Genomic DNA, 25,396 nt, shown 5'->3' with positions numbered 1-25,396 from the left:
CGGAAACCGGGCCGGATCATGGCCCGCCCCTTGACCGGCCGCCCCTCGCGCGAAGGGGCGGCCGGTCGCCGGTCATCGGCTGGTCACCTCGTACGTCCGCAGGTAGTCGAACGTGGCCGTGGCGCCCGCCGTGTTCATCGAGATCAGGCCGATCCGCACCGGCCCGGTGCGCGGGAGCGACCAGCTGCCGCCCCAGATCCAGTGGGTGCCGTCGGTGCTCGACGCCATCCGGACGTCGTGCTCGCCGTTCTCCTCGTCGTAGTGGTAGAGCAGCCGCAGCCAGGTGGTCTGCGCGGCCGGGCCGCCGAACATCGGCCCGTTGGCGACCGCGGTGGGCGGGGTGGTGCCCGGGCGCGGGCCCTCCTTGCCGAACTCGGTCTGGTGCAGCACCGCGCCGTTGCCCTGGTTGAGGGGCAGGACCGTGTGCGTCAGCTTGAGCCACCGGTCGTCGTTCTCGTACAGCAGCAGGCCGGCCTGCTGGTTGCCGCGCGTGCCGTCGAAGGTGAGCTTCGTCTCGACGGCGAAGTCGCCCGCGGGCGCGTCCCGCAGCAGGATCGACGCGGTGTTGGTGCCCTGGAACAGCTCGGCGTTCTGGGTCGGCCAGACCAGGGAGCCGTTCGACAGGGTGGCCGAGGGGTTGCGGACCCGCGTCCAGCCAGTGGGCGTGCCCGTGCCGTCGAACTCGTCGGAGTACGCCGGCAGCCGCTCGCCCAGGACGGGGCCGGGCACCCGCTCGGTCACCGGCTGGTACAGCGGAGCGGCCCCCACGTTGTCGGCGTCGGCGACCACGCCGCCGGAGTCCTCGGCGCCGCGCGCGGCCACGCCGATGGAGCCCGAGGTGGGCGCGCCGTCCGGCAGGGTCATGGCGACCGTCGCCGCCGGGTCCCCGAGCCGGTCGGCCGACACCGACACGACCAGCGCGTTCCCGCGCCGCTCGGCGGCCACGTTCTGCCAGGAGCCGTAGTCGAACGAGGCCGGCAGCGGGCTGCTCGCCGTCGTCGTCTTCCCGCGCACCTTGGCCGTCACGACCAGCGCGCCCTGCTCGCGGTCGAGCCACGCGGTCACGTCGTCGGCGCCGTTCGCGCGGGTGACGACGAGCCCGGCGGCCTCGCCGCCCGTGCCCAGCCGCAGGTCGGCCTCCACCCGCACGTCGCCCTGGACGGTGTCGTCGCTGAGCTCGCGGTTGGAGCCCTTGGTGGTCAGGTAGCCGAGCGAGTCGGGGTCGGTGGCGGCCTTCCACGGCCCCTTCCACCCGTCCGTGCCGGAGTTGAACGTGCTGCCCACGCTCCACGTGGTGACCGGCGCCGGCTGCTCGCCCGTGGACGGCCCGGCCCCGGCCCGTACGACCGGCCAGCCGTCGATCCAGTCGAGCCGGTCGATCATCAGCGGGCGGCGGGCCAGGTTGCCGATCGTCGTGCCCCAGGTCGTCGTGACCGGTCCGAACTCGGGGGCCGACGACGGGATCGCGTGGTAGACGAGCCAGTCCTGGCCGCTGAGGTCGGTCTGGATGGCGTTGTGGCCCGGGCCGACCCAGCCGTTGCCGCCGGCCGCGAGGACGATGCCGTCCTTGCTGGTCAGGTCCATGAGGTCGACGCCGGTCGGGGTGGTGAACGGCCCGAGCGGGTTGTCGGAGCGGCCGACCTTGACCGTGTAGCCGCTGAACGCGCCGTCGCAGCATCCGGCGTCGGAGTAGAAGAGGTAGTACCAGTCGTCGCGCCGGACGACGAAGCCGCCCTCCATGCGGCGCCCGCGGCCGATCTGCTTGACCTCGCCGGTGACCTCGGTCGCGTCCGCGTTCATCTTCGCGACGCAGATCGTGTCGTAGCTACCCCAGTAGAGGTAGTTGTCGCCGTTCACGTCGGTGTAGACGGCCTGGTCGATGTTGTTGGTCGGGCAGCCGCTGCCGCCCGCCGGGACGATCCGGCCGCGGTCGGTCCACGGCCCGGTCGGGTGCGGGCTGGTCGCGAGCCCGACACCGCTCGTGGAGAGCGAGTACGTCAGGTGGTAGGTCCCGTTGACGTACCGGATGTCGGGCGCCCAGGGCCGGGTGCCGTTCGGCCACCACGATGGGTGGTTCTCCCCGGTGTAGACGTCCCCCGCGTACGTCCAGTGGACCATGTCGGGGGACTTGAGCATCGGCAGGATGTGCTCGTTCTTCCCGTCGATCGGGTTCGTGGTGCCGTAGGCGTACCAGAGGCCGTCCTTGCCCCGGATCATCGCGGGGTCGGGGAAGGTCTGCACGGCGTCGCCGCTGACCGGGTTGGAGTAGGTGGCGGGGGTGGAGGAGGTGGGCCCGGTCGCCGGCACTGCTGCTGCCTGTGCGGGCGGCGACGCGACCACGGTGGACGCGAGGAGTAAGGCTCCGATCACCAGTTGTCTCACGGCGAGCACCGTAGACAGGCCAAATTCTTCCGTCGAGACGCCGTCGAAATCCCGTGTCCCACCTGTCACAGAAGGCACCGGCGGATGCGGCAGGATGCCTGCGAGCTTGCCGGGGGGTGTCCATGCTGGTCAGAGGTTTCGTCAGGATCCCGGACGAATTTGCCGATTCTTTTTGTCGGATGGTTGACGTAAAAAACAGGCGAACCTTAGGTTGCCAGCGTGTCAACGACCCCCAACGGCGTGCACGCCCTCGTGCGCCGCTCTCATGAGGAGCGGGTGCTGCGCGTGCTCCGCCAGAACGGCGCGCAGAGCCGCAACGAGATCGCGGCCCGGGTCGGCCTGTCACGCACCACGGTCTCCGAGATCACCAGCGATCTGCTCGGCCGGGGTGCCATCCGCGTCGTCGACACCGACGCCGTGGAGCGCGTGGGCAGCGGCCGGCCGGCCGAGCGGCTCGCGCTCGACCCGGCCTCCGGGCAGTACATGGGCGTCGACTTCGGCCATCGCCGGGTGAACGTCCTGGTGGCCGACGCCGCGCACGAGATCATCGCGTCCGGGACCGCGCGCTACGAGGAGTCGGCGCAGTGGCCCGAGCGTCTCGACGCCGGGCTCGCCCTGATCGACCGGCTGAGCGCGGAGACCGGCGTCCACTACGGCGCGCTGCAGGCGATCGGGATCGGCGTCCCGGGATGGGGCGACCGCTCGCGGGCCGACGGCGTCGCGGAGGTGTTCGCCCAGCGCTTCCACGCCGCGGTGACCGTCGACAACAACGTGCGCTTCGCCGGGCTGGCCGAGGCGCTGCACGCCCAGTCGGACTCCGTGCGCGATCTCATCTACCTGCGCCTGTCCGACGGGGTCGGCGGCGGGCTGGTGGTGGGCGGCCAGCTGGTGCGCGGCTCGCGGGGCTTCGCGGGCGAGCTCGGCCACGTGACCGCCGTGGCCGGCGGCGCGCAGTGCCGCTGCGGCAAGCGTGGCTGCGTCGAGACCGTCGCGTCGGCGCCGGCGATCCTCGCGCGGTGCCGGGAGCTCGGCGTGCCCGTGGACACGCTGGAGGACCTGAAGGCCGCGGTGGAGATCGCCCACCCGGTCGTCGACCAGGTGCTCCGCGAGGCCGGCACGACGGTCGGCCGGGTGCTCGGCACGGCGGTCATGACCCTCAACCCGGACGAGATCGTGCTCGGCGGCGAGATCATCCAGATCGCTCCGGCCCTGCTGCGGCAGGTCGCGGACACGGTCACCTACGAGCTGTCGTGGTGGACCGACGCGGCGCCCGTGATCCGCCCCGCCCTGCTGTCGGACGACGGCGGCGCGCGCGGGGCCATCGCGGCCCTGTTCCACGAGTCCCCCCTGCTCGCCGGATACGAAGCGAACGTCACGACGGACGGAGGCCTTTAGTGGCCGTGACCACCGCGGGCGCCACGAGGGACGGCAACGCCCCCGCCCGGCCGCGCAAGAACAGGACCTTCCTGGTCCTCAACATCATCTCGATCGTGGCCGGAATCGCGATCTGGTGGGGGCTGTCCCTGGCGGGACTCCAGTTCCCCACGCCGGGCGAGGTCGTCGCGGCCGCCTGGAAGATGATCAAGGACGGCACGCTCGCCACCGACGTGGGCGCCTCGCTCGGGCGCGTGCTGGCCGGGTTCGCCCTCGGCTCGGTCGCGGCGGTGATCGTCGGCTTCGTCATGGGGTGGTACACCGTGGCCCGCGGCCTGTTCGAGCCGTGGATCCAGTTCTTCCGCACGATCCCGCCGCTGGCGATGCTGCCCCTGGTGCTCGTCCTGATGGGCATCGGTGAAAGCCCCAAGATCTTCGTCATCTTCCTGGCGGCGTTCCTGTCCTGCGTCATCTCCACCTACCAGGGCGTGGTGAACGTGGACAAGACGCTGATCAACGCCGCGCGGGTGCTCGGCGCGGGCGACGGGACCATCTTCGGCCGCGTCGTGGTGCCGGCCTCCACGCCGTTCATCCTCGTGGGCATGCGGGTCGGGCTCGGCTCGGCCTGGGGCACGCTGGTGGCCGCGGAGCTCCTGGCCGCGCAGGCCGGGCTCGGCCACCGGATGCAGAGCGCGCAGCTCTACTACGACCTTCCGACGATCTTCGTCGGCATCATCGCGATCGGTGTCCTCGGCCTGATCATGGACCGGCTGCTCATGATCGCCGGCAACAAGCTGACGGCATGGCAGGAGAACCGATGAGCACTCCCAAGATCTCCGTACGTGGTGTCGAGAAGGTCTTCCCCGTCGGGAGGGAGCCGTTCGTCGCGCTCGGCGGCGTCTCGCTGGACATCGCCGACAACGAGTTCGTGACCGTCGTCGGCCCCTCCGGCTGCGGCAAGAGCACGCTGCTCAACATCCTCGCCGGGCTGGAGCAGCCCACCGGCGGCACCGCGCTGGTGGACGGCAGGCCGGTCACCGGCCCCGGCCCCGAGCGCGGCGTCATCTTCCAGCAGTACGCGTTGTTCCCGTGGCTGACCGTCCGGGAGAACGTCGAGTTCGGCATGCGCACCGCGAAGGTCCCCAAGCAGGACCGGCGGGAGCGCGCCGAGCACTTCATCCGCCTGGTCGGGCTGGAGCAGTTCGCCGACGCGCTGCCCAAGACGCTGTCGGGCGGCATGAAGCAGCGCTGCGCGATCGCCCGGGCGTACGCGGTGAACCCGTCGATCCTGCTCATGGACGAGCCCTTCGGCGCCCTGGACGCGCTGACCCGGGTGCGGCTGCAGGAGCAGCTCCTGGAGACGTGGAGCGAGGAGCGGCGGACGGTCATGTTCATCACCCACGACGTCGACGAGGCGGTGTTCCTCGCCAACCGGGTGGTCGTCATGGCCGCCCGGCCGGGCCGGATCGCCGAGGTCATCGAGGTCGACCTCCCCTATCCGCGGGACGAGGACATGCGGCTGAGCCCCGAGTTCGGGGCGCTGCGCAACCGCGTCTGGCATGCGGTGTACCACCAGCGGCAGATCAAGGAGCCCGCGCAATGAAGAAGACATTCCTGGCCGCCGCGGCGGTCGTCGTGGCGCTGTCGGCGGCCGCCTGCGGGTCGGACGACTCCGGCGACTCGAGCGCCTCGGGCGGCGGCACGACGCACGTGGACTTCGGCTACATCGCCGACTTCAACGGCGCGAGCCTGCTCGCCGTCGCCGACAAGCAGGGCCTGTGGAAGAAGCACGGCCTCGACGCCAAGGTCAGCGTGTTCACCAACGGCCCGCTGCAGATCCAGGCGCTGGGCACCGGCGACCTCGACTTCGGCTACATCGGCCCCGGCGCCATGTGGCTGCCCGCCTCCGGCAAGGCCAAGGTCGTCGCGCTGAACACGCTCGGCAACGCCGACCGGGTCATCGCCCAGGCCGGCATCACCTCGCTGGAGGGCCTGAAGGGCAAGACGATCGGCGTGCCCGAGGGCACCTCCGGCGACATGATCCTCACGCTCGCGCTGAAGAAGGCCGGGCTGACCAAGGACGACGTGAAGATCGTCCCGATGGACGCGTCCACGATCGTGTCGGCGTTCACCTCCAAGCAGATCGACGCGGCCGGCTTCTGGTACCCGGCCATCTCGACGATCAAGAAGACCGTCCCCGACCTGGTCGAGCTGGCCAAGAACGAGGACTTCGCCGACACCGTGTCGTTCCCGACCGCGTTCGTCGGCGGCAACGACGTCGTCGCGGGCGAGAAGGACAAGACCGAGAAGGTCATCGGGGTGCTGCGCGACGCCATCCAGTACCGCAGCGAGCACCTCGACGAGACCGTGGCCGCGACCGCCGAGATGCTGAAGCTCCCGGCCGACCAGGTCAAGGCCGACGCCGCCAACTCCAAGGTGCTGTCGCTCGCCGACCTGGACGGCTACAGCAAGGACGGCACGATCGAGAAGTGGCTGAGCGGGATGGGCGACTACTTCGTCGGCGCCGGCAAGCTGCCCTCGGCCGTGGACCCGAAGACGTACTACACCGGCGACCTGTTCACGGGCGCGGCGAAGTGAACATTCTGTTCCTGATGACCGACCAGCACCGGGCCGACACCCTGGGCGCGTACGGCAACCGCCTCGCGGCCACCCCGGTGCTGGACGAGCTGGCCCGGACCGGGACCAGGTTCGACCGCTGGTACACCCCCACCGCGATCTGCACGCCGGCCCGGGCGAGCCTGCTCACCGGGCAGGCGCCGTTCCGGCACAAGCTGCTCGCCAACCACGAGAGGAACGTCGGCTACATCGAGGACCTGCCCGACGGCCAGTGGGCCTTCTCGGAGGCCCTGCGCGACGCCGGGTACAACTGCGGGCTCATCGGCAAGTGGCACGTCGGCCACCACCGGCGGGCGGCCGACTTCGGGTTCGAAGGGCCGGACCTGCCGGGGTGGCACAACCCCGTGGACCACCCCGACTACCTGGACTATCTCAAGGCGAACGACCTGCCGCCCTACGAGATCCACGACCGCATCCGCGGGACGCTGCCGAACGGCGGGCCGGGCAACCTGCTCGCCGCGCGGCTGCGCCAGCCGGTCGAGGCGACGTTCGAGCACTACCTCGCCACCCGGGCGATCGAGATGCTGGAGCGGTACGCCGCCGACCCGAAGCCGTTCTTCCTGCAGCTCAACTTCTTCGGCCCGCACCTGCCGTACATCGTGCCGGACGAGTACTTCGACATGTTCGACCCCGAACTGGTCGAGCTGCCCAAGTCGATCGCCGAGACCTTCGCCGGCAAGCCGCCGGTGCAGGCCAACTACAGCGCGCACTGGACGTTCGACACCATGCCGCTGGAGGTGACGCGCAAGCTCATCGCGGTCTACTGGGGCTACGTCGCGCTCATCGACATGGAGATCGGGCGGGTCATGGACGCCATGCGGCGCCTCGGCCTGAACGACGACACGGCGGTGTTCTTCACCTGCGACCACGGCGAGTTCACCGGCGCCCACCGGCTGCACGACAAGGGCCCGGCGATGTACGAGGACATTTACCGCACGCCCGGCCTGCTGCGGATCCCGGGCCAGGAGCCCGGGGTCGTCCGTACCGAGTTCGTCAGCCTGCTGGACTGCACGGCGACGATCCTGGAACTGGCCGGGATCGACACCGCCCCGGCGGTCGACTCGCGCAGCCTCGTGCCCCTCGCCTCCACCCACGAGGTGCCGTGGGAGCAGGACATCGTCTGCGAGTTCCACGGGCACCACTTCCCGTACCCGCAGCGGATGATCCGGACCGACCGCTACAAGCTGGTCGTCAACCCCGACTCGACCAACGAGCTGTACGACCTGTTCACCGACCCGGACGAACTGCTCAACGTCTACAACCATCCCGAGATGGCGGAGGTGCGCGGGCGGCTCCTGCGGCGGCTCTACGAGGTGCTGCGCGACCGGGGCGACAACTTCTACCACTGGATGACCTCGATGTACGACGTCGGCGAGGTGTCGTACGACCCCACTCTGAGCGGGCTGGACGAGGCGACCTACCGATGAGCGGGCGCCCGAACATCGTCATGATCCTCACCGACGACCACGCGTCGCACGCGGTCAGCGCGTACGGCTCGGTCGTCAACCGGACGCCGCGGATCGACGAGATCGCGGACCTCGGCGTCCGGTTCGACAACTGCTTCGCGACGAACGCGCTGTGCTCGCCGAGCCGGGCCAGCATCCTGACCGGCACGTATTCGCACGTCAACGGCGTGTCGACGCTGGTCACGCCGATCGACGCGGCGCAGCCGACGTTCGTGAGCCAGTTGAAGGCCGCGGGGTATCGGACGGCGATCGTCGGCAAGTGGCACATGGGGGACGGCCCGGGGCACAACCCCCAGGGGTTCGACTACTGGGACGTGCTGATCGAGCAGGGGGAGTACTTCGACCCCTCGTTCCTGTCGGAGGAGGGCCTGCGGACCGTCCCCGGCTACGCCACGGACCTCATCACGGACATGGCGCTGAGCTGGGCGGATTCACTCGACGGCGACGATCCGTACTGCCTGCTGATCTACCATAAGGCGCCGCACCGCCCGTGGGAGCCCGACGACAAGCACGCCGGGATGTACACCGACCCCATCCCGGTGCCCGCGACGTTCGGCGACGACTACGCGACGCGCTCGTCGTCGGCCCGGCGGGCGGCCATGCGGATCGCCGAGCATCTGAACGCCGAGGACCTCAAGCAGGACCCGCCCGAGGGGCTGTCGTACGAGGAACTGGCGCTGTGGAAGTACCAGCGCTACATGGAGGACTACCTGGCCGTCGTCGCGTCGGTCGACGACAACGTCGGCCGGGTGGTCGACTGGCTGCGCGAGCGCGGCGACTTCGACGACACGCTGCTGATGTACTGCTCCGACCAGGGCTTCTTCCTCGGCGACCACGGGTGGTTCGACAAGCGGTTCATGTACGAGGAGTCGCTGCGGATGCCGCTCGTGCTGAGCTATCCGCGGCGCGTCCCGGCCGGCCAGGCGCACACCGGGATCGTCACCAACGTCGACTTCGCGCAGACCGTGCTGGACGCGGCCGGGGTGCCGCACCACCCCCGGATGCAGGGCCGCAGCTTCCTCGCCGACCTGACCGGCGAGCCGGGCCCGCCGCCGGCGGAGGGCATGTACTACCGCTACTGGGAGCACGACGACGTCTTCCACAAGGCGCCGGCCCACTACGGCTACCGGACCGATCGCTACAAGATCATCTACTTCTACAACGACGGCATGGGCATCCCCGGCACGGGCGCGTTCACCTATCCGGGCGAATGGGAGCTGTACGACCTGGAGGCCGACCCGGAGGAGCTGCGCAACGTCTACGACGACCCGGCCTACCGCGAGATCCGCGAGGAGATGAAGGTCCGCATGTGGCACGCCCAGGCGGCCCTCGGCGACGAGCCGCACCCGAGCCAGCCGGTGCCGGAGGGAATCTGACCATGTCGGGAAGCTGCTGCACGCCCGCCACGCCCGGGCAGCCGCTGGAGCCGGTCCGCTTCACGGCGCACGGGCTCCACGGGATCGAGCAGGTGCGCCTGCCCGGCGGTGAGTTCCGCATGGGGGACGCGACCGGCGACGGCAACCCCGGCGACGGCGAGGGGCCCGTGCACGCGGTCACCGTGGCGCCGTTCTCGATCGACGCCACGACCGTGACGGTCGCGGACTTCGCGGCCTTCGCCGAGGCGACCGGCTACCGCACCGAGGCGGAGGAGTACGGCTTCTCCGCCGTCTTCCACCTGGCGATGCGCGCTCACCCGGACGACGTGATGGGCCCGGCGCCCGGCACGCCCTGGTGGGCCGGCGTGCGCGGCGCCGACTGGCGGCACCCCGCCGGGCGGCTGTCGCAGGCCGAGCCCGACCACCCGGTGGTCCACGTGAGCTGGAACGACGCGATGGCGTACTGCTCCTGGGCGGGCAGGCGGCTGCCGACCGAGGCCGAGTGGGAGTTCGCCTCCCGGGGCGGCCTCGACGGCGCCCGCTACCCCTGGGGAGACGACCTGCACGGTGACCTTCCCGGGGACGATTGGCGGGTCAACATCTGGCAGGGCGTGTTCCCCACGGACAACACCCTGGACGACGGGTATCTCACGACCGCCCCGGTCCGGACGTACGAGCCCAACGCGTACGGGCTGTGGCAGACGGTCGGCAACGTCTGGGAGTGGTGCGCGGACTGGTACGCCCCCGACTACTACGTCTACTCGCCCTCGGCAGACCCGCGCGGCCCGTCGCGCGGCGGTACGCGGGTGCTGCGCGGCGGCTCGTTCCTGTGCCACGACTCCTACTGCAACCGCTACCGCAACTCGGCGCGCTCGTCGAACACCCCCGACTCCTCCATGGCCAACGCCGGCTTCCGCACCGTCGCTCTCTGAAGAAACCGTCGCTCTCTGAAGAAACGGCCTGCGTCACATGGGGAGGCTGCCGGCGGTGCGGAGCGCGCCCCCGGTGTCGAGGCCGAGGCGGGCCGCCCAGGTCAGCGCCTCGGCGAGGGAGGCGTCGTCGTCCGTCAGGCGGGCGGCCGCGAGAGTGGGCGGCGCCTTGCCCTCGTCGAGCAGGGCGGTCCACTGCCGCGCGGTGAGGGCCAGGTAGCGCAGGTCGGGCAGGTCGGCCACGACGGCCAGGTCGCGGACGACGGCCCGGGAGAGGTCGAGGCCGCGCAGGTTCGGGACGGTGCGCAACGGGCCGATCTCGATCGGGGTGGTGGTCCCCAGCTCCAGGGAGGTCAGGTGGCGGTGGCCTTCGAGCGGGGTCAGGTCGCCGCCGTCCAGGGTGACGCGCAGAGACTCGACGGGCAGCCGGCGAACCGGCGCCAGATCCGTGGTGACGGAGCGGTTGAGGTGCAGCAGCCGCAGGTTCGCGGCGCCGGTGAGCGGGGCCAGATCGACCGGGCTCGCCGCGTCGTTGACATGGATGGCCTGGAGGCCGGCCGGGACCTCGCCGGGGATCTCGCCGACGATCCTCTCGGGGTGCCGCCTCGGCTCGGGCTCCAGCAGTTCGATGTCGTCGTCGTGCTTCTCGTAGGCGCCCTGTTCCAGCAGTTCCAGTTGGCGGCCGAGCAGCGAGGTCACGGAGTCGGCGACGTACGACGGACACTCGTCGTAGTCGCGGCCGACGCGGATGACCTGGCCCGGGCGGCCGTTCCCGGCCGGGGCCAGGTCCACCGCCAGGTAGTTGCCGTCCTCACCGCTGGCGAAGGGCACCCAGGCCGGGTGTCCGCCGGCCCGGCGGACGGTGCCGGGCGGATCGGCGTCGAAGACGACCGAGTTCCACCCCAGGTCCCAGCCGAACCAGACCGGTTCGCGCAGGGCGGTGTGGACGGCGACCAGGTCCTCCAGCGCCAGCCAGCCGTTGTCTTGGAACAGGTAGCGGTGCTCGTCGTCGACGGCGTCGCCGTCCGCGATCAGATACAGCGCACGCAGGTCGGCGGGCAGCGGCCGGCCGATGCGGCGCTCCGCCCGGTCGAGTGCGGCGGCCGACGCGGGCGGCGGCAGGGGTTCGGCCCGTCCCAAGATCGCGGCTCGCCGCTCCATGTACGCGCGGAACCGTGTCACCGCCAGGTCCGGATCACCCGCCGGGGCGGCCGGGCTCTCCTCCTGTTCCCAACCGGACGGAGGCAGCCGGTAGCTCGGGTCCAGGACGGCCTGAAAGCCGCCACCCAGTCCACGCAGGTTGGTGATCGCGTCCGCGAACGCGACCAGTTCGTACTCCCCGGACGGCCGGCACACGATCTCAACCGTCGTGGGATCCCAGTCCCGGACCTTCCGCACCGCCTCGCCGAGGCCGCTCAGCTCCGCGAAGAGGCGGGGCAGCGGGTGCGGGAGGGACGTGCCGGGGACGGTGTAGCCGCCGGACAGGGAGGTGCCGCCACTGCCCGCACCGCCTGCCACCACCACCCGCGTCCAGCCCGCCGGCGCACTCGCGACGATCTCCTCGGCGATCCGCTGCGCGGCCTGCTCCACCATGTCTCGCTCCCGTCCCGTGCACTGCCGCCGATCATCGCACCAGGCGACGACAGAATGCGCAGCTCGACCTGGAGTGCTGCGCGAAGACCGGTGGGATGGGCGAAGACCGGTGGGATAGTCGTACGAGGACCCTCCGCCGGACGCGACGGAAGCGGGGGTCGTGAAGCTTTCAGCGGTGTCCCGCTGGGCGGGCAGGTCGGGGACGGCGCTCTCCCGGCGCCCCTGGCCGCCCCTGATCGCCGATGCGATAGTGCGGGTGCCGCTCGCCCTGTGGGCGTCTATCCCGGGAGGATCGCATGCGTACAGTACGGGCTCTACTCGTCTCCGCGGCCCTGGCCGTCGGCCTGGTCTCCGTCGGCACGGCGCCCGCGCACGCCGAGAGCATCCGGTACGCCTACTACTACCAGGCGGACTGCTACAACGGTGGCAACCTCGGCATCCAGTGGGGCTGGTGGACCTCGTTCCGCTGCGAATGGGGAACCGGCGGGGGCAACTTCTGGTTCCTCTACGCCTGACACCGCGAAAAAGGACGCCCCGTACTCGCGTACGGGGCGTCCACGTGTCCGGAAGGGCGTCAGGGCAGGGTGGCGAGGAACGGCTTGACGGTCCTGGAGAAGTTCCAGTTGTTCGAGGCGTCCCAGTTGATCGACCAGGTCATCGCGCCGCGGATGTCCGGGTAGGTCCGCGACGGGACGAACGAGCCGCAGTTTGTGCGCCGAGCCAGGCAGTTCAGCGCGTTGGTGACCGTGGCCGGCGAGACGACGCCGCCGCCCGCCGCGCCGGGGCCCGCGGGCAGGCCGAGGCCGACCTGGTCGGGGCGCAGGCCGTTCTCCAGCTGGATGCACGCCAGCGCGGTCATGAAGTCCACCGACCCCTGGCTGTAGACCCTCTGGTCGCATCCGAGCATCGCGCCGGAGTTGTAGTACTGCATGTTGACGACGGTGAGGATGTCCTTGACGCTCAGCGCGAGCTTGAAATACTCCATGCCGGTCGACTGCATGTCGATGGTCTGCGGAGCCATCATGATGATCAGCCCGGAGCCCGCCTTCGCCCGCAGTTCGCGCAGCGCCTGGGCCATGTAGGTGGCGTTGAGGCCGTTCTCCAGGTCGATGTCGACGCCGTCGAACCCGTAGGTCTGCATGATCGAGTAGACCGAGTTCGCGAACGCCGTGGCCGCCGCCGAACCGGCCACCTGCACGTGGCCCGCCTCCCCGCCGACGCTGAGGATGACCTTCTGGCCGCGCTGCCGCAGCGCCTGCACGTCGGTCTTGAACTGGGCCTCGGTGTAGCCGCCGACGGCGGTGGACAGGCCGGGGTCGAGGGCGAACCTCACCTGGCCCGGCGTGGTGGTCGCCTCGCCGAACGCGATCGCGACCACGTCGTAGTCCCGCGGCACCTGCGACAGCTTGAGCTCGACCGCCGGGTTGACGAAGTTGTGCCAGTAGCCGGTGAGGATGTGCCTGGGCAGCGCCCCGCCCGAGGAGCACCCGGTGGTGGTGCCGGTGACGGCGGCGCTAGCCGCGGACTCGCCCGCAGAGTTGTACGCCCTGACGGTGTAGGTGTGCGTGGTGCAGACGCCGAGCGAGCCGATCGTCGCGGTGGTGCCGGTGACCTGGGCCCGCTGGGTCGTGCCCTCGTAGACGCGGTAGCCCGTCACGGTCCCGCCGGAGGCGGTCCACGACAGTGAGATCGACGTGTCGGTGCTGCCGGTCACGCTGGGGGCGCCGGGCTGCCCGGGGGTGCCGGTGCCCGCGCCGGTCGTGGCCGAGACGGCGGCGCTCGCCGCCGACACGTTGCCCGCCGCGTCCCGTGCCCTGACCGTGTACGTGTACGTGGTGCCCGAGGCCAGGCCGCCGTCGGTGTACGTCGTCCCCGCCACGGTCGTGACGAGCTGCGAGCCACGGTAGACCTGGTAGCCGGTCACGCCGACGTCGTCGGTCGAGGCGTTCCACGCGAGCGACACGCTGCCGGAGGTGGTGCCGGTCACCCGCAGGCCGGCCGGGACGCTCGGAGCCGTGGTGTCGCCGCCCCCGCCCGCGAGCGGCTTCCACAGCGCGGGGACGATGGGCGGCTCCCACCCCGTCAGCGACGTGTGCGCCTGGATGCACTCGTAGTCGGTGCCGTTGTAGGTCACCCGTGTGCCCACGGCGTACCAGGTGTTCGGCGCCCAGGCCGCGTACGCGAGGACGGCGCCGGACCGCGCCGACGCGGGGACGGGGCCGGTCCCGACCCCTGCCAGACAGAGACCCAGCGCGAGCAACAACGCGCTGAGCAGCCGTTTCTTCATCAATGCCGTCCTTCCGGGGTGCCGATCGGCGTCCGCGAGGAGGCGTCGGGTGACACGACGGCCGGTCGCGTGGCCTTCCCTTCGCTTAGGAAAGTTTCCTAATAGTTTTGGCGTGAGCGTAGCCCCGGAAAGACGCCCGTTCAAGACCCTGTGAGGGACGAGGGAACAAGCCGCTGACAGTCGACGAGATCCCCTGCCTCGTCCGCTTCGCCGACAGACGGCCCGACGTCGAACTCGCCGACCTGGGCCGTCTGTACGGCGGAGAGTGAGACCGTTGCCCGGCCTACTTGCCGAAACCGGCGGTCAGACCGCTGAGCAGCTGACGACGGCCGACCGTGTAGAGGATCAGCATCGGCAGGATGGTCAGCACGACGGAGGCGAGCACGGCGGGCACGTTGACGCCGTACGGTCCCCCCTGGAACGCCGCCAGCGCCAGCGGCAGCGTGCGCTTGTCGGGGCTCTGGGTGAGGATCAGCGGCAGCAGGAACCCGTTCCAGACCTGCAGCGCGTTGTAGATCGACACCGTCACCACGGCCGGCCGCGTGAGCGGGAAGGCCAGGCCCCACAGCGTCTTCCACTCGGTCGCGCCGTCGAGCCGCATCGACTCGAACAGCTCCTTCGGCACGTCCCTGATGAAGTTGGACAGCACCAGCACCGACAGCGGGATCGCGAAGGCGATCGACGGCAGGATCAGCGCCGTCAGCGAGTCGTAGAGCTGCATCTTGATGATCAGCAGGTAGACGGGGATCACCGTCGCCTGCAGGGGGATGGCCAGGCCCATGAGGAACAGCGAGTTGACCCCGCGCAGGAAGCGGCTGGCGCCACTGCTCCGGACGATCGCGTACGCCGCCATGAACGAGAACAGCACCGACGGGATCACCGTGCCGATGGCGACGACGATGCTGTTCAGGAAGTACAGCGGGAAGTCCATCTCGATCACGAGCCGGTAGTTGTCCAGCGTCGGATCGGCGGGCGGCGCGAACGGGTTGGTCAAGTAGTAGTTGGACTGCGTCTTCAGACTGGTGACCACGATCCAGTAGATCGGGATGATCACCACGGCCAGCCACAGCCAGCTCACCAGCCCACCCAGCCAGTTCGGGCGCTGCCGGCTCTTCGCCGGATGGCGTCCGTGCGCCCCGGACGTGGCGGGGCGCTTGGCCGCCCTCGAGGTGTGGGTCGTGGTCACGGTCAGACCCCTTCCAACTGACTGGCGTAGGGGTCGCGGCCGCCGATACGGCGTAGCAGCAGCGCCAGAGCGAGGCCCACGAGGACGAGGATGACACCGATCACACAGGCCGCTCCCATGAGGTTGGCCTGGAAGCCGCGCTTGTACATGTCCAGGGCGAGCGCGCGGGTTGCGTCGCCGGGACCGCCCTCGGTCAGCACGAAGATCAGGTCGAAGAAGGTCAGGGAGCCGACGAGCATCAGCGTCGAGGACGTGATGATCGTGTACTTGAGCTGCGGCAGCGTGATGCTGAAGAACATGCGGACGCGCCCCGCCCCGTCCAGCTCCGCGGCCTCGTAGAGCGAACGCGGAATCTGCCGAACGCCGCCCTGGTAGAGGAGCGAGTGGAACGGGATGTACTGCCACGACACCACGAAGATCACGACGCCGAAGGCGAGGCCGGGCTCGCCGAGCCAGTCCTGGGTGAGGAAGTCGAGGCCCAGCCCGGCGCCGAGCCCGAAGTTCGGGTCGAGCAGCGCCTTGAAGGTGATCGCGATGGCCGCGGAGCTGAGCAGCAGCGGGATGAAGTACAGCACCGCGAGCAGCTCGCGGTAGCGCTGGCGGCCCGCCAGGAACACCCCGATCAGGATGCTGGCCGGGGTCTGGAAGGCCCAGGAGAGCAGCATGATCAGGAACGTCACCCATAGCGCGTGGGGCAGGCCGGGGTCGGTGAGTACGGACTTCCAGCTCTCGAGCCCGGTCAGCTGGATCTCGCCCAGCGTGTCCCAGGACGTGAAGCTGAGCAGCAGGACCCCGATGAGCGGAATCAGCGCGAAAACGGCGAAGGCCACCAGGGCCGGCAGGGCCAGCCATGGCAGGACGCCGCCGCCGCGCGTGGCGGCGGCGGACGACGTCCTTCGAGCGGAGATAGCCGACATGTTTACTTACCGATGACCGCGTTCATGTTCGAGGCGAACTGCTGCGGCGTGATCGACAGCTGGAACAGCTTGGCGATGTTGTCGAGCAGCACCTCGGCCGCGGTCGGGCTGAGCGCCTGGTCCCACGACTGGGCGAACACCTTCGCGTTGCTGGCGACGCCGTAGACGAAGTTCAGGAACTCGGCGTCCTTGGAGCCGGCGAACAGCTTGTCGGAGCCCTTGACGATCGGCACGCCGCCGGTCTCGACCCACTGCTTCTGCTCTTCGTCGTCGAGCACGCCGCTGGCGAAGAACTTCTTGGCGATCTCCTTCTCCTCGGGCGTCGCCTTGGAGGAGATCGACAGGTACTGGCCGGGGTTGCCGACGGTGTTGCTCGGGTCGCCCTTGCCGCCGTCGACACCCGGGAAGTTCATCCAGCCGAGGCCGCCGCTGGAGACGATGTCGCCGCCCTGCTCCTGCTGGATGCCGTACGACCAGCTGCCGTGCAGCATCATCGCGGCCTTGCCGGTGTACAGCAGCGCCTGGTCGGCGTTGGAGTCGGCGGTGACGGAGGAGAAGCCCTTGATGAAGCCGTTGGCCTTGATGAGCTCCTGCATCTTGGTCAGGGCCTCGATGGAGGCGGGGTTGTTCCAGGCGTCCTTCTCGCCGTCGAAGACGGCCTGGAACACCTCGGGACCGCCGATGCGGTCGAAGAGGAACTCCAGCCACATCATGTTCGTCCAGCGCGACTGGCCGGCCAGCGAGAAGGGCGCGATCCCCGCGGCGTTGAACTTCTTCACCAGCTCCAGGATGTCGCCGTACGACTGCGGCGGCTGGACGCCGACCTTCTCGAAGACCCTCTTGTTGTAGAACAGCACGATCGGCTGCACGGTCTCGCAGGGCATCGCGTAGATCTTGCCGTCGATCGTCGCGGCGCCGAAGGCGCCGGGGAACAGCCGGTCCTTCACGGCGGCGTTCTCGCCGAACCACGAGGTGAGGTCCTCGACCTGGCCGGCCTGCACGTAGCTGCGCAGACCGCCGCCGCCCCAGCCCCAGATGATGGTGGGCGCCTGGTTCGCGCCGATCGCGGTCTTGATCTTCGTCTTGTACGCGTCGTTCTGGATCGTGGTGATCGCGATCTGGCCGTTGGGGTTGGCCTTGTTGAACCGCTCGACGGCCGCGGTGCGGGGAGCCTCACCGGGCGGGCCCTGGAGGAACCAGTAGCTGGCCTTGCCCCCGCCGCCGCCGTTGCCGCCGGCGGCGCCGCCCGAGGCACCTCCGCCGGACGGAGCCGGGCCGGACGTGCCGCAGGCCGCTAACGCGGCACCGAGGGGGAGGCCCATCGAAAGGCTGAGGAAGTTGCGGCGGGATGGTGTCCTGGACTCCACGCTGATCTCCGTACGTCGAATGCCGAGGCTGGCCGCGGCTCATTGAAAACGACTCGGACGCGGCGAGGGGGGGCGATGTGGATCGGCACCCCGGTGCCACTGTCCACTCCTTCTTGAATTCAGCTCGTTTCGAAACATTTCGACACAAGCCGCGTGGCACGCCAATCTAGATTTGCGGTACCTCAGTGTCAAGAGCGCTCTCACGACCCCTCCAGCTCAGCGTGAGGCGTGTGTAAAGTACCGGCGAACAGGCGTCTACCGGTGTGATCTTGATCAGACTGAAACAACGAGACCGAAATCGCCGCAGACGCCGAAATGTTTCGAAACTTCTTGAGGAGAGCAGATGACGGCCCCAGATCGGACGCACACGGCGGACGGGACGCTCCGGGCGTGGCAGGACCCGGCACTTCCCGTGGCCGACCGGGTCGAGGCCCTCCTCGCGGAAATGACCCTTGAGGAGAAAATCGGCCAGCTCGGCAGCCGGTGGATCGGGAATGACATGCAGCCCGAGCAGGAGGTGGAGCCTGACGGCGCGCACAACGTCGCCCCGATGCAGGACGTTTTCGCCGCCTCCGGAACGGTGCCGATCGAGGAGGCGGCACGTCACGGTCTCGGGCATCTGACGCGGGTTTTCGGCAGCACTCCGGTGACCGCGGCGCAGGGCGCGGCGGAGGTCGTGCGGCTGCAGCAGGAGGTGGTGAAGCACTCCCGCCTCGGCATCCCGGCGCTGGTTCACGAGGAGTGCCTGACCGGTTTCACCACTTATGGAGCGACCGTCTACCCGGCTGCCATCGCCTGGGGTGCGACGTTCGACCCCGAACTGGTGGAGCGGATGGCCTCCGCCATCGGGCGGGACATGCGCGGCGTGGGCGTCCACCAGGGACTGTCGCCGGTGCTGGACGTGGTGCGCGACTACCGCTGGGGCCGGGTCGAGGAGACGATCGGCGAGGATCCGTACCTCGTCGCGACGCTCGGCGCCGCCTACGTGCGCGGCCTGGAGCGCGCCGGGGTCATCGCCACGCTCAAGCACTTCGCCGGCTACTCCGCCTCCCGCGCGGCCCGCAACCACGGCCCGGTGCCCATGGGCAGGCGCGAGCTGATGGACATGATCCTGCCGACGTTCGAGACCGCCATCGCCGAGGGCGGCGCCCGTTCGGTCATGAACTCCTACTCCGACGTGGACGGCGTCCCCGCCGCCGCCGACCCGTGGCTGCTGACCGAGGTGCTGCGCGACGAGTGGGGGTTCACCGGGACGGTCGTGTCGGACTACTGGGCGATCGCGTTCCTCGCGAAGATGCACCAGGTCGCCGCGGACCACGAGGAGGCCGGGGTGCTCGCGCTGACCGCGGGCCTCGACGTCGAACTGCCCGACACGCTCGGCTTCGGCCAGCACCTGGCCGAGCGGGTGCGGCGGGGTGAGCTGCCGGAGTCGCTGATCGACCGGGCCGCGCGCCGCCTGCTCACGCAGAAGGTGGAGCTCGGGCTGCTCGACCCGGACTGGACGCCGGAGAAGTCGGTGGCCGGCGCGGACGCCGTGGACCTCGACTCGCCGGGCAACCGGGCGCTGGCCCGGGAGCTGGCCGAGCGGTCGATCGTGCTGCTCGACGCCGGAACCGCGCTGCCGCTGCTGGACGAGGGGCGGACCGGACCGCGGCGGCTGGCGGTGGTCGGGCCCTGCGCCGACGACCCCCGCACGTTCATGGGCTGCTACGCCTTCCCCAACCATGTGCTGCCCCGCTACCCCGGGCTCGGGCTGGGCCTGGAGGCCCCCAGCCTGCTCGACGCGCTGCGGGCCGAGCTGCCGGACGCCGAGATCGTCCACGAGCGGGGCTGCGACTGGCGGGACGAGGACCGCTCCGGCTTCGACGCCGCGATCCGGGCGGCTCGCGAGTCCGACCTGTGCGTGGCCGTCGTCGGCGACCTGGCCGGGCTGTTCGGCAACGGCACCTCCGGCGAGGGCTGCGACGTCGAGGACCTGCGGCTGCCCGGGGCGCAGGAGGACCTGCTGATCGAGCTGGCCGCCACCGGGACGCCCGTCGTGGTGGTCGTCGTGTCGGGCCGGCCGTACGCGCTGGGGCGGGTGCGCGACCGGGCCGCCGCGCTCGTCCAGGCGTTCATGCCGGGAGAGGAGGGCGGGGCGGCCGTCGCCGGCGTCCTGTCCGGCCGGGTGCAGCCCAGCGGGAAGCTGCCGGTGCAGATCCCGCGGACCCCGGGCGGACAGCCGGGCACCTACCTGCAGCCGCCGCTCGGCTCCGACAGCCACGGCATCAGCAACCTCGACCCGACGCCGCTGTTCCCGTTCGGCCACGGCACGTCCTACACGACGTTCGAGGTCGACGACCTGGAGATCAGCGGCGACGAGGTGCCCACCGACGGGGAGTTCACCGTGTCGGTGCGCGTGCGCAACACCGGCGGCCGGGCGGGCGAGGAGGTCGTCCAGCTCTACCTGCACGACGTGCTCGCCCAGGTGACCCGGCCGGTGCGGCAGCTCGCCGGGTTCGCCCGGGTGCGCCTGGAGCCCGGCGAGAGCGCGCGGGCTACCTTCACGGTGCACGCGGACAGGACCGCCTTCACCGGCCGCGACCTGCGCCGCATCGTCGAGCCCGGAGACGTCGAGGTGTTCGTCGGCACCTCCGCGTCGGACCTGCCGTGCCGGGGCCGTGTACGGCTGACCGGCCCGCTGCGCCACGTCGGCCGCGGCCGGCGGCTGGTCACCCCCGCGGAGGTACGCCCGGCGGCGGGTCCCGAGCAGGGAGGAACAGATGCCGCCCAGTCGTAGGCGGGCCACTCTCGCCACGGTCGCGGCCTCCGCGGGGGTGTCGGTCGCGACCGTGTCGAAGGTGCTGAACGGCCGCAGCGACGTCGCGCCGGAGACCCGTTCCCTGGTGCTGTCGCTGCTGGAGCAGCACGACTACGTCGCGCCGCCGCAGCGCCGGGGCGAGCCCGCGCCCGACACGATCGAGGTGGAGTTCGACGCGGACCTCAACGCGTACTCCACCGAGATCGTCCAGGGTGCGGTGCAGGCCGGGGCCGATCTCGACGTGGCGGTCGTGGTGAGCATCCGGCGCAACGCCGACCGCACCGCGGGGTGGGCGCGCGACCTGGTCGCGGCCGGACGGCGGGCGCTGGTCGCCGTCACCGGCGAACTGACCTCCGGGCAGCTCGCCGCGCTGGCCCGGGCGCGGCTGCCCCTGGTCGTGATCGACCCGCTGAACCTGCCGCGGACCCGGGTGATCAGCGTCGGCTCGACGAACTTCGCCGGTGGCCTGGCCGCGACGCAGCACCTGCTCGCGCTGGGGCACCGGCGTGTCGCCTACCTGGGCGGCCCGACCACCGCGACCTGCAACCAGGCGCGGTTGCACGGCTACCGGGCCGCCATGGAGGCCGGGGACGCGCCCGTCCTGCCCGGGTACGTACGGACGGGACACTTCCACTACCACGACGGCCTGACGGGCGGGGCCGCGCTGCTGGACCTGCCCGAGGCGCCCACGGCGGTCTTCGCGGGTTGTGACGACATCGCGCTCGGCGTGCTGGAGGCGGCCAGGGAGCGGGGGCTGCGTGTGCCGGAGGACCTGAGCATCGTCGGTTTCGACGACACCCAGATCGCCCGGATGGCCTCACCGCCCCTGACCACCGTGCGGCAGCCGCTGCGGGAGATGGGGGCCGTCGCGGTGCGTACGGCGCTGCGCCTGGCGGCCGGGGAACGGATCGAGTCCCACCACGTCGAGCTCGCCACGGAGCTCGTGGTGCGCGGCTCGACCGCCCCCGCCGCTCCCATGGGCCGGTAGGCCCGGCGAGGCGATCACCCGGCCCGGTTCTCACCGCGGCCGCGTTCCGCCCGCGTGGCCGCGCGAATAGGCTTGTATCGCGCCCGCCACCTGCGGGAACGGGGGGCCTGCCCAACTCGGGGAGGCGATATGGCCGAACAGGCACTACCACTCGCCACGCACCGGCGAATGCGCACGCACGACGTCGACGAGGCCCGTACGCGGGTCGGTGCCGAACTCGGCGTCCACGGGCTGCGCCCGGTGGACCCGGGCATCCGGCTCGACGCCTGCCTCAACGGACTGACCTTCGACGGGGTCGCGCTCTACTCGCTCGGCTACGGCACGGAGGTGCTGATCACGCCGCAGCCGCTGGACGAACACCTGCTCGTCGAGATCCCTCTGGTCGGCGCCGCCGAGGTGTGCCACGGCCGCGAACGGATCGTGTCGACGCCCGAGTTCGCCTCCGTACTGTCGCTGACGCGGCCCGTGTCCATGCGCTGGGCCTCCGGGCATGCTCAGCTGGTCGCCCGATTCGACCGGGCCACGATCGAGGCCCACCTCGGCAAGCTCATGGGGCGGACGCCGCGCAGGCCGCTCACCTTCTCCCTCGGCATGGACCTGACCCGGCCTCCCGCACGGTCCTGGCTGTCGGTCGTCGACCTGCTGAGGCGGGAGGCGGAGACCGGCGGCGCCATGCTGGAGCAGCCCGTCGCGGTCAGGCAGCTGGAGGGGCTGCTGATGACGCAGTTGCTGCTGGCCCAGCCCAGCAACTACAGCGAGGCGTTGACGGAGGGTCAGTCCCGTGTCGCGCCGACGGCCGTGCGGCGGGCCGTGGACCTGATCGAGGCGCACGCCGCGGAGCCGCTCACCGTGGAGGAGATCGCCGAGGCCGTGGGCGTCGGCGCGCGGGCGCTTCAGGAGGGCTTCCGGCGCCATCTGGAGACGACGCCCATGAGATACCTGCGGGAGGTGCGCCTCGAGCGGGTCCATGCCGAACTCACGGTGCGAGACCCGGGCACCACCATGGTCACCGACGTCGCCTATCGCTGGGGGTTCGCCCACCTGGGACGGTTCGCCCTCGCCTATCGCCGGCGTTTCGGGGAGTCTCCCTCGGAGACCCTGCGTCGCTGAAGGCGGACGTACGGCTCAGCGGGCCGGCAGGTCCGCCCACCACGTGGTGGCGCCGGAGGAACGGGTCAGGGAGCCGTGCCGGATGGCGAGGGCGTCGACGACGACGCCGCCGCGCCCGCTCTCGTCCGGAGACGGCTCGGTCCCCGGCCACACCGGCGCCGACCCGGCGTCGGTGACCTCGACCCGGATGACCGGGCGGTCGCCGTCGGCGTAGACGAAGAGCCGGAGCTCGGCCGGCGGCATGGCGTGGAGGACGGCGTTGGTGACCATCTCGGAGATCACCAGAATGGCCTCCTGCGCGGCGGGCTCAGGCGTTCCCCAGGCCGCCAGCACGCCGAGCGCACGTCGCCGCACGCCGCTGACCGCCTGAGGAGAGTGCGGCACCGGACACGTGTACACGGAAGTGACCGCCTCGGCTGCGGAGGCGTCCATACGGTCCATGGTCTGCGCGTTCATCGTGTAGTGCTCCTTGGTCACCATCGGGCGGAACTCACGTGGAGAAGCGCTCCTACGCTCCGCACGCGGCACGCCATACGGTCGGAAAGAGCGTCACTTATCGCAGGCTATGCGGGCCGGCCGAGGGCCCGCTATCCCCAAGGCGAGGGCGGGTATCCGTATAACGCACCATTACCCGGGCGCCGCGCGGACGGCCGCGGCCTTAGGGGCGTCGGCCCGCTGGCGGCGGAGCTGCTCGGCGAACTCCCTGGCCATCGCGAGCTGCTCGCGCAGCCTGTCGGCGCGTTCGGCCACCGCCTTCTCGAACAGCCGCAACCGGGCGAGCAGACCGGCGTCGTCGTCGCCACGGGTGAGCCGGTCGGTGATCTCCAGCAGGTCGCGCATCTCCTCCAGCGTGAACCCCAGCGGCTTCATCCGCTTGATCAGCGCCAGGCGCTGCACGTCCTCCTCGCTGTAGAGGCGGAAGCCCCCCTGCGTGCGGGCGGGCACGATCAGGCCGACCTCCTCGTAGTGGCGGATGGTGCGCAGGGACAGTCCGAGCCGTTCGGCGACCTCGCCGATCCGCACCAGACCTTCAGGCATCGCTCCGCTCACCCTTCCTGCCCCCGCGGTCGCCGCGCGTGCGCGGTGCCGCCGTCTCCCCTCGCGTGAGGGATCTGTTCCGCTGCACAGCCCGCTGAACGCCTCGGTGACCATACCTCTCGCCGGGAGTTCGCGTGCCGCATCCCACCGCGACGGCGCGCCCGGCGAGGGGGAAGGGCCGGGCGGGCCGTGCGGTGGCGTTGACGCCTGCGATGGGCGGCACGCGGCGAAGCGGAGTCCCACCGCAAGCGGGGCAGACTCTACTCTCACGGAAGGTTAGAGAGCAATGACGGCCGTGACCGGGGATGAGCGTCCCGGTCAGTAGGCGCTGGGCCGCGGTCTCTCGACGTTCCAGGTCACCGTGCCGTCCGCCTGGACGCACCGTCGGCGGACCCGGGTGACCAGTTGGGTCGGCACTTGGAGCGCCGCCACCCAGGACCCGTTCCTGCTCCTCTCGAAACAGACGTTGTCGCCGTTGACGACGACGCGGTCGGCCGTGAGGGTGCGCTGAAACCCGCTGTACATCCTGACGCGGTAGACGGACATCGTCCTCCCTCTTCGCGTGCGGTCTCCGGTACCGGCGGACCGCCGCGGAGGAAGCTCCCGTGCGGGCCGCCCTGGATCCCCGGCCTCCCGGTGGCCACGACGCGGGGCGTGGGGTGCCGCGGCACGGCGGCGCGTCGGCCGGGAGAACCACGTGACCAGCATCACCCTACTCTGACGTCAGAGTAGGCGAATCCCGAGAGCCAGGCCCCGGGGAAGGTGGCCGCGCTAGCGCTTCCGGCGTTCCGCGTCGGCGGCCGCCCGGCCGTTCAAGGCGTCGGTCATCCGCTCCAGGTGGCCCAGCAGGAGCTCGGCCTGCTCCGCGTCGAGGTGGGCGGTCATCCGCCGTTCGATCTCGAGCACGTCGCCGCGCGCGGCGCCGAGCCGGGCTCTGCCTTCCGCCGTGAGTGTGGTGGGCAGGGCTCTGCCCTGCGGCGCGGACGCCGGCCGTTCGACCAGTCCGGCGTCCTCCAGGTTGCGGAGCAGCACGTTCATCGACTGCCGGGTGACGAAGGCGCCCCTGGCCAGCTCGGCGTTGGACAGTCCGGGCCGCTGGTCGAGCAGTTCCAGGCAGGCGTACTGCGGAGTGGTCAGGTCGTGGCGGCGCAGCGCGGCGTCCATGGCCGAGCGCAGCGCCGCCTGAACCCTCTTCAGCTGGTAGCCCACCAGGCGGCCGAGGTCCGTGCCGTCGCTCTCTTGCTCCATGTCAGCATTCTGACATACAGTCTTATGTCAAATCCCTGACATTGGAGGAATCATGACCGTCACCGGAGTGGACTTCGTGGCGTTGCAGGTGCGCGACCTGGAGGCCGCGGCCGCGTTCTACGAGAAGCGCCTCGGGCTGCGGCGCGACCCCGCCGGCCCGCCGCACGCCGTGGTGTTCGCCACCACGCCCATCCCGTTCGCGGTGCGCGAGCCGCTGCCCGGCGTCGACCTGGAGGCGGCCCCGCGTCCCGGCCTCGGGGTGGCGCTGTGGTTAAAAGCGGACGACGCCCAGCGGCTCCACGACGAGCTCGCCGCGGCCGGGGTGCCGATCGTGTCCGCGCCGGTCGACGGGCCGTTCGGCCGGACGTTCTCCTTCAGCGACCCCGACGGGTACGCGGTCACCGTCCACGACAGGTGAACGGGGGCCACGCGGGACGTGACGGGCGTTCAGCCCGCCGCCGCCCCGCGTGGCCCCCGTAGCGCACTCTCCCGCTCTCGCCTACCCCGGGAATCCGATCCCATGCACGGCCGGACATGCCGGTGCCCACCCCCAGGGGGCTGGGGGTGGGCACCGGAGTCGATGGGGGTTACTTGAGGATCGGGAGGCGGCGGACCAGCGGGGTGGCGGCCCAGACCCTGCCGAGTCCGAGGGTGGTGCCGGCGCCGGCCAGGGTCAGGCCGATCAGGACGATGGCGTA

General features: G+C 70.9%; 22 protein-coding genes. 12 read left to right on the top strand and 10 right to left on the bottom strand.

The window, feature by feature from the left end; all coding sequences use genetic code 11:
- Positions 1-72 precede the first annotated feature (72 nt).
- A complete protein-coding gene (locus HHX41_RS03890; RefSeq protein ID WP_220503727.1) occupies positions 73-2,382 on the bottom strand; it encodes a family 43 glycosylhydrolase in 2,310 nt (769 codons plus the stop codon).
- A 219-nt stretch (positions 2,383-2,601) separates the two neighbouring features.
- On the opposite strand from HHX41_RS03890, the gene HHX41_RS03885 reads away from it, so the two are divergent.
- The 7 genes from HHX41_RS03885 to HHX41_RS03855 are packed head-to-tail and all read left to right on the top strand — an operon-like array spanning position 2,602 to position 10,167.
- Positions 2,602-3,777 (top strand): ROK family transcriptional regulator, encoded by a 1,176-nt coding sequence (locus HHX41_RS03885; RefSeq protein WP_211592303.1) that lies wholly within the window; start codon positions 2,602-2,604, stop codon positions 3,775-3,777.
- Positions 3,777-4,577, top strand: coding sequence for an ABC transporter permease (locus HHX41_RS03880; protein ID WP_169983731.1), 801 nt, complete (start codon positions 3,777-3,779; stop codon positions 4,575-4,577). The genes HHX41_RS03885 and HHX41_RS03880 overlap by 1 nt, the downstream gene beginning before the upstream one ends.
- A complete protein-coding gene (locus HHX41_RS03875; protein WP_220503726.1) occupies positions 4,574-5,359 on the top strand; it encodes an ABC transporter ATP-binding protein in 786 nt (261 codons plus the stop codon). The genes HHX41_RS03880 and HHX41_RS03875 overlap by 4 nt, the downstream gene beginning before the upstream one ends.
- Positions 5,356-6,354, top strand: coding sequence for an aliphatic sulfonate ABC transporter substrate-binding protein (locus HHX41_RS03870; protein ID WP_169983733.1), 999 nt, complete (start codon positions 5,356-5,358; stop codon positions 6,352-6,354). The genes HHX41_RS03875 and HHX41_RS03870 overlap by 4 nt, the downstream gene beginning before the upstream one ends.
- Positions 6,351-7,820, top strand: coding sequence for a sulfatase-like hydrolase/transferase (locus HHX41_RS03865; protein ID WP_310741760.1), 1,470 nt, complete (start codon positions 6,351-6,353; stop codon positions 7,818-7,820). The genes HHX41_RS03870 and HHX41_RS03865 overlap by 4 nt, the downstream gene beginning before the upstream one ends.
- A complete protein-coding gene (locus HHX41_RS03860) occupies positions 7,817-9,235 on the top strand; it encodes a sulfatase (protein WP_182904842.1) in 1,419 nt (472 codons plus the stop codon). The genes HHX41_RS03865 and HHX41_RS03860 overlap by 4 nt, the downstream gene beginning before the upstream one ends.
- A 2-nt stretch (positions 9,236-9,237) precedes the next feature.
- Positions 9,238-10,167 (top strand): formylglycine-generating enzyme family protein, encoded by a 930-nt coding sequence (locus tag HHX41_RS03855; protein ID WP_182904841.1) that lies wholly within the window; start codon positions 9,238-9,240, stop codon positions 10,165-10,167.
- A 33-nt stretch (positions 10,168-10,200) separates the two neighbouring features.
- On the opposite strand, the gene HHX41_RS03850 is transcribed toward HHX41_RS03855, so the two are convergent.
- Positions 10,201-11,757, bottom strand: a complete 1,557-nt coding sequence (locus tag HHX41_RS03850; RefSeq protein ID WP_182904840.1) for an SMI1/KNR4 family protein — start codon at positions 11,755-11,757, stop codon at positions 10,201-10,203.
- A gap of 296 nt (positions 11,758-12,053) precedes the next feature.
- Here HHX41_RS03850 and HHX41_RS03845 point away from each other — a divergent pair, with 296 nt between their 5' ends.
- Positions 12,054-12,272, top strand: coding sequence for a hypothetical protein (locus HHX41_RS03845; protein ID WP_182904839.1), 219 nt, complete (start codon positions 12,054-12,056; stop codon positions 12,270-12,272).
- A gap of 59 nt (positions 12,273-12,331) precedes the next feature.
- Here HHX41_RS03845 and HHX41_RS03840 read toward each other — a convergent pair whose 3' ends face one another.
- From HHX41_RS03840 to HHX41_RS03825, 4 genes are all read right to left on the bottom strand, one after another.
- A complete protein-coding gene (locus HHX41_RS03840; protein ID WP_182904838.1) occupies positions 12,332-14,044 on the bottom strand; it encodes a fibronectin type III domain-containing protein in 1,713 nt (570 codons plus the stop codon).
- A gap of 283 nt (positions 14,045-14,327) precedes the next feature.
- Complete coding sequence (locus tag HHX41_RS03835; protein WP_182904837.1) at positions 14,328-15,230, bottom strand: carbohydrate ABC transporter permease; 903 nt, start codon at positions 15,228-15,230, stop codon at positions 14,328-14,330.
- A 2-nt stretch (positions 15,231-15,232) separates the two neighbouring features.
- Complete coding sequence (locus tag HHX41_RS03830; protein ID WP_169983743.1) at positions 15,233-16,147, bottom strand: carbohydrate ABC transporter permease; 915 nt, start codon at positions 16,145-16,147, stop codon at positions 15,233-15,235.
- 2 nt (positions 16,148-16,149) lie between these two features.
- The gene (locus HHX41_RS03825; RefSeq protein ID WP_310741759.1) at positions 16,150-17,514 is read right to left on the bottom strand and encodes an extracellular solute-binding protein; all 1,365 of its coding nucleotides are present in this window, start codon (positions 17,512-17,514) and stop codon (positions 16,150-16,152) included.
- A 343-nt stretch (positions 17,515-17,857) separates the two neighbouring features.
- On the opposite strand from HHX41_RS03825, the gene HHX41_RS03820 reads away from it, so the two are divergent.
- The 3 genes from HHX41_RS03820 (at position 17,858) to HHX41_RS03810 (ending at position 22,412) form a co-directional block, all read left to right on the top strand.
- Complete coding sequence (locus HHX41_RS03820; protein WP_182904836.1) at positions 17,858-20,293, top strand: glycoside hydrolase family 3 N-terminal domain-containing protein; 2,436 nt, start codon at positions 17,858-17,860, stop codon at positions 20,291-20,293.
- The gene (locus tag HHX41_RS03815) at positions 20,277-21,302 is read left to right on the top strand and encodes a LacI family DNA-binding transcriptional regulator (RefSeq protein WP_182904835.1); all 1,026 of its coding nucleotides are present in this window, start codon (positions 20,277-20,279) and stop codon (positions 21,300-21,302) included. Before HHX41_RS03820 ends, HHX41_RS03815 begins: the two co-directional genes overlap by 17 nt.
- Positions 21,303-21,470: 168 nt before the next feature.
- Positions 21,471-22,412 carry an AraC family transcriptional regulator gene (locus HHX41_RS03810; RefSeq protein WP_220503725.1) on the top strand — a complete coding sequence of 314 codons (942 nt, stop codon included), beginning with the start codon at positions 21,471-21,473 and terminating at the stop codon, positions 22,410-22,412.
- Positions 22,413-22,427: 15 nt separating this feature from the next.
- Here HHX41_RS03810 and HHX41_RS03805 read toward each other — a convergent pair whose 3' ends face one another.
- The 4 genes from HHX41_RS03805 to HHX41_RS03790 all read right to left on the bottom strand — a co-directional run bounded on the left by HHX41_RS03805 (position 22,428) and on the right by HHX41_RS03790 (position 24,698).
- Positions 22,428-22,892, bottom strand: a complete 465-nt coding sequence (locus tag HHX41_RS03805) for an ATP-binding protein (RefSeq protein ID WP_220503724.1) — start codon at positions 22,890-22,892, stop codon at positions 22,428-22,430.
- A 147-nt stretch (positions 22,893-23,039) separates the two neighbouring features.
- Positions 23,040-23,450, bottom strand: coding sequence for a MerR family transcriptional regulator (locus HHX41_RS03800; RefSeq protein WP_182904833.1), 411 nt, complete (start codon positions 23,448-23,450; stop codon positions 23,040-23,042).
- 318 nt (positions 23,451-23,768) lie between these two features.
- Positions 23,769-23,996 (bottom strand): hypothetical protein, encoded by a 228-nt coding sequence (locus HHX41_RS03795; protein ID WP_182904832.1) that lies wholly within the window; start codon positions 23,994-23,996, stop codon positions 23,769-23,771.
- Between the two features lie 225 nt (positions 23,997-24,221).
- On the bottom strand, positions 24,222-24,698 hold the full coding sequence (locus HHX41_RS03790) for a MarR family winged helix-turn-helix transcriptional regulator (protein ID WP_169983749.1): 477 nt from the start codon (positions 24,696-24,698) through the stop codon (positions 24,222-24,224).
- A gap of 52 nt (positions 24,699-24,750) precedes the next feature.
- Here HHX41_RS03790 and HHX41_RS03785 point away from each other — a divergent pair, with 52 nt between their 5' ends.
- Positions 24,751-25,116 (top strand): VOC family protein, encoded by a 366-nt coding sequence (locus HHX41_RS03785; protein ID WP_182904831.1) that lies wholly within the window; start codon positions 24,751-24,753, stop codon positions 25,114-25,116.
- Positions 25,117-25,396 lie beyond the last annotated feature (280 nt).

The organism is Microbispora sp. H13382, assembly GCF_014161445.1.
Classification (GTDB): domain Bacteria; phylum Actinomycetota; class Actinomycetes; order Streptosporangiales; family Streptosporangiaceae; genus Microbispora.
Note: the sequence above shows the minus strand (reverse complement) of the source record. Positions and strands in the feature narration are given on the sequence as shown.

What these genes read in the sequence shown, in the direction of transcription:
- HHX41_RS03785 (WP_182904831.1), top strand. Translation starts at nt 24,751, where the DNA reads ATGACCGTCACCGGAGTGGACTTCGTGGCGTTGCAGGTGCGCGACCTG.
- HHX41_RS03850 (WP_182904840.1), bottom strand. Translation starts at nt 11,757, where the DNA reads ATGGTGGAGCAGGCCGCGCAGCGGATCGCCGAGGAGATCGTCGCGAGT.
- HHX41_RS03845 (WP_182904839.1), top strand. Translation starts at nt 12,054, where the DNA reads ATGCGTACAGTACGGGCTCTACTCGTCTCCGCGGCCCTGGCCGTCGGC.
- HHX41_RS03805 (WP_220503724.1), bottom strand. Translation starts at nt 22,892, where the DNA reads ATGGTGACCAAGGAGCACTACACGATGAACGCGCAGACCATGGACCGT.
- HHX41_RS03800 (WP_182904833.1), bottom strand. Translation starts at nt 23,450, where the DNA reads ATGCCTGAAGGTCTGGTGCGGATCGGCGAGGTCGCCGAACGGCTCGGA.
- HHX41_RS03840 (WP_182904838.1), bottom strand. Translation starts at nt 14,044, where the DNA reads ATGAAGAAACGGCTGCTCAGCGCGTTGTTGCTCGCGCTGGGTCTCTGT.
- HHX41_RS03790 (WP_169983749.1), bottom strand. Translation starts at nt 24,698, where the DNA reads ATGGAGCAAGAGAGCGACGGCACGGACCTCGGCCGCCTGGTGGGCTAC.
- HHX41_RS03860 (WP_182904842.1), top strand. Translation starts at nt 7,817, where the DNA reads ATGAGCGGGCGCCCGAACATCGTCATGATCCTCACCGACGACCACGCG.
- HHX41_RS03870 (WP_169983733.1), top strand. Translation starts at nt 5,356, where the DNA reads ATGAAGAAGACATTCCTGGCCGCCGCGGCGGTCGTCGTGGCGCTGTCG.
- HHX41_RS03810 (WP_220503725.1), top strand. Translation starts at nt 21,471, where the DNA reads ATGCGCACGCACGACGTCGACGAGGCCCGTACGCGGGTCGGTGCCGAA.
- HHX41_RS03820 (WP_182904836.1), top strand. Translation starts at nt 17,858, where the DNA reads ATGACGGCCCCAGATCGGACGCACACGGCGGACGGGACGCTCCGGGCG.
- HHX41_RS03795 (WP_182904832.1), bottom strand. Translation starts at nt 23,996, where the DNA reads ATGTCCGTCTACCGCGTCAGGATGTACAGCGGGTTTCAGCGCACCCTC.
- HHX41_RS03815 (WP_182904835.1), top strand. Translation starts at nt 20,277, where the DNA reads ATGCCGCCCAGTCGTAGGCGGGCCACTCTCGCCACGGTCGCGGCCTCC.
- HHX41_RS03875 (WP_220503726.1), top strand. Translation starts at nt 4,574, where the DNA reads ATGAGCACTCCCAAGATCTCCGTACGTGGTGTCGAGAAGGTCTTCCCC.
- HHX41_RS03830 (WP_169983743.1), bottom strand. Translation starts at nt 16,147, where the DNA reads ATGTCGGCTATCTCCGCTCGAAGGACGTCGTCCGCCGCCGCCACGCGC.
- HHX41_RS03855 (WP_182904841.1), top strand. Translation starts at nt 9,238, where the DNA reads ATGTCGGGAAGCTGCTGCACGCCCGCCACGCCCGGGCAGCCGCTGGAG.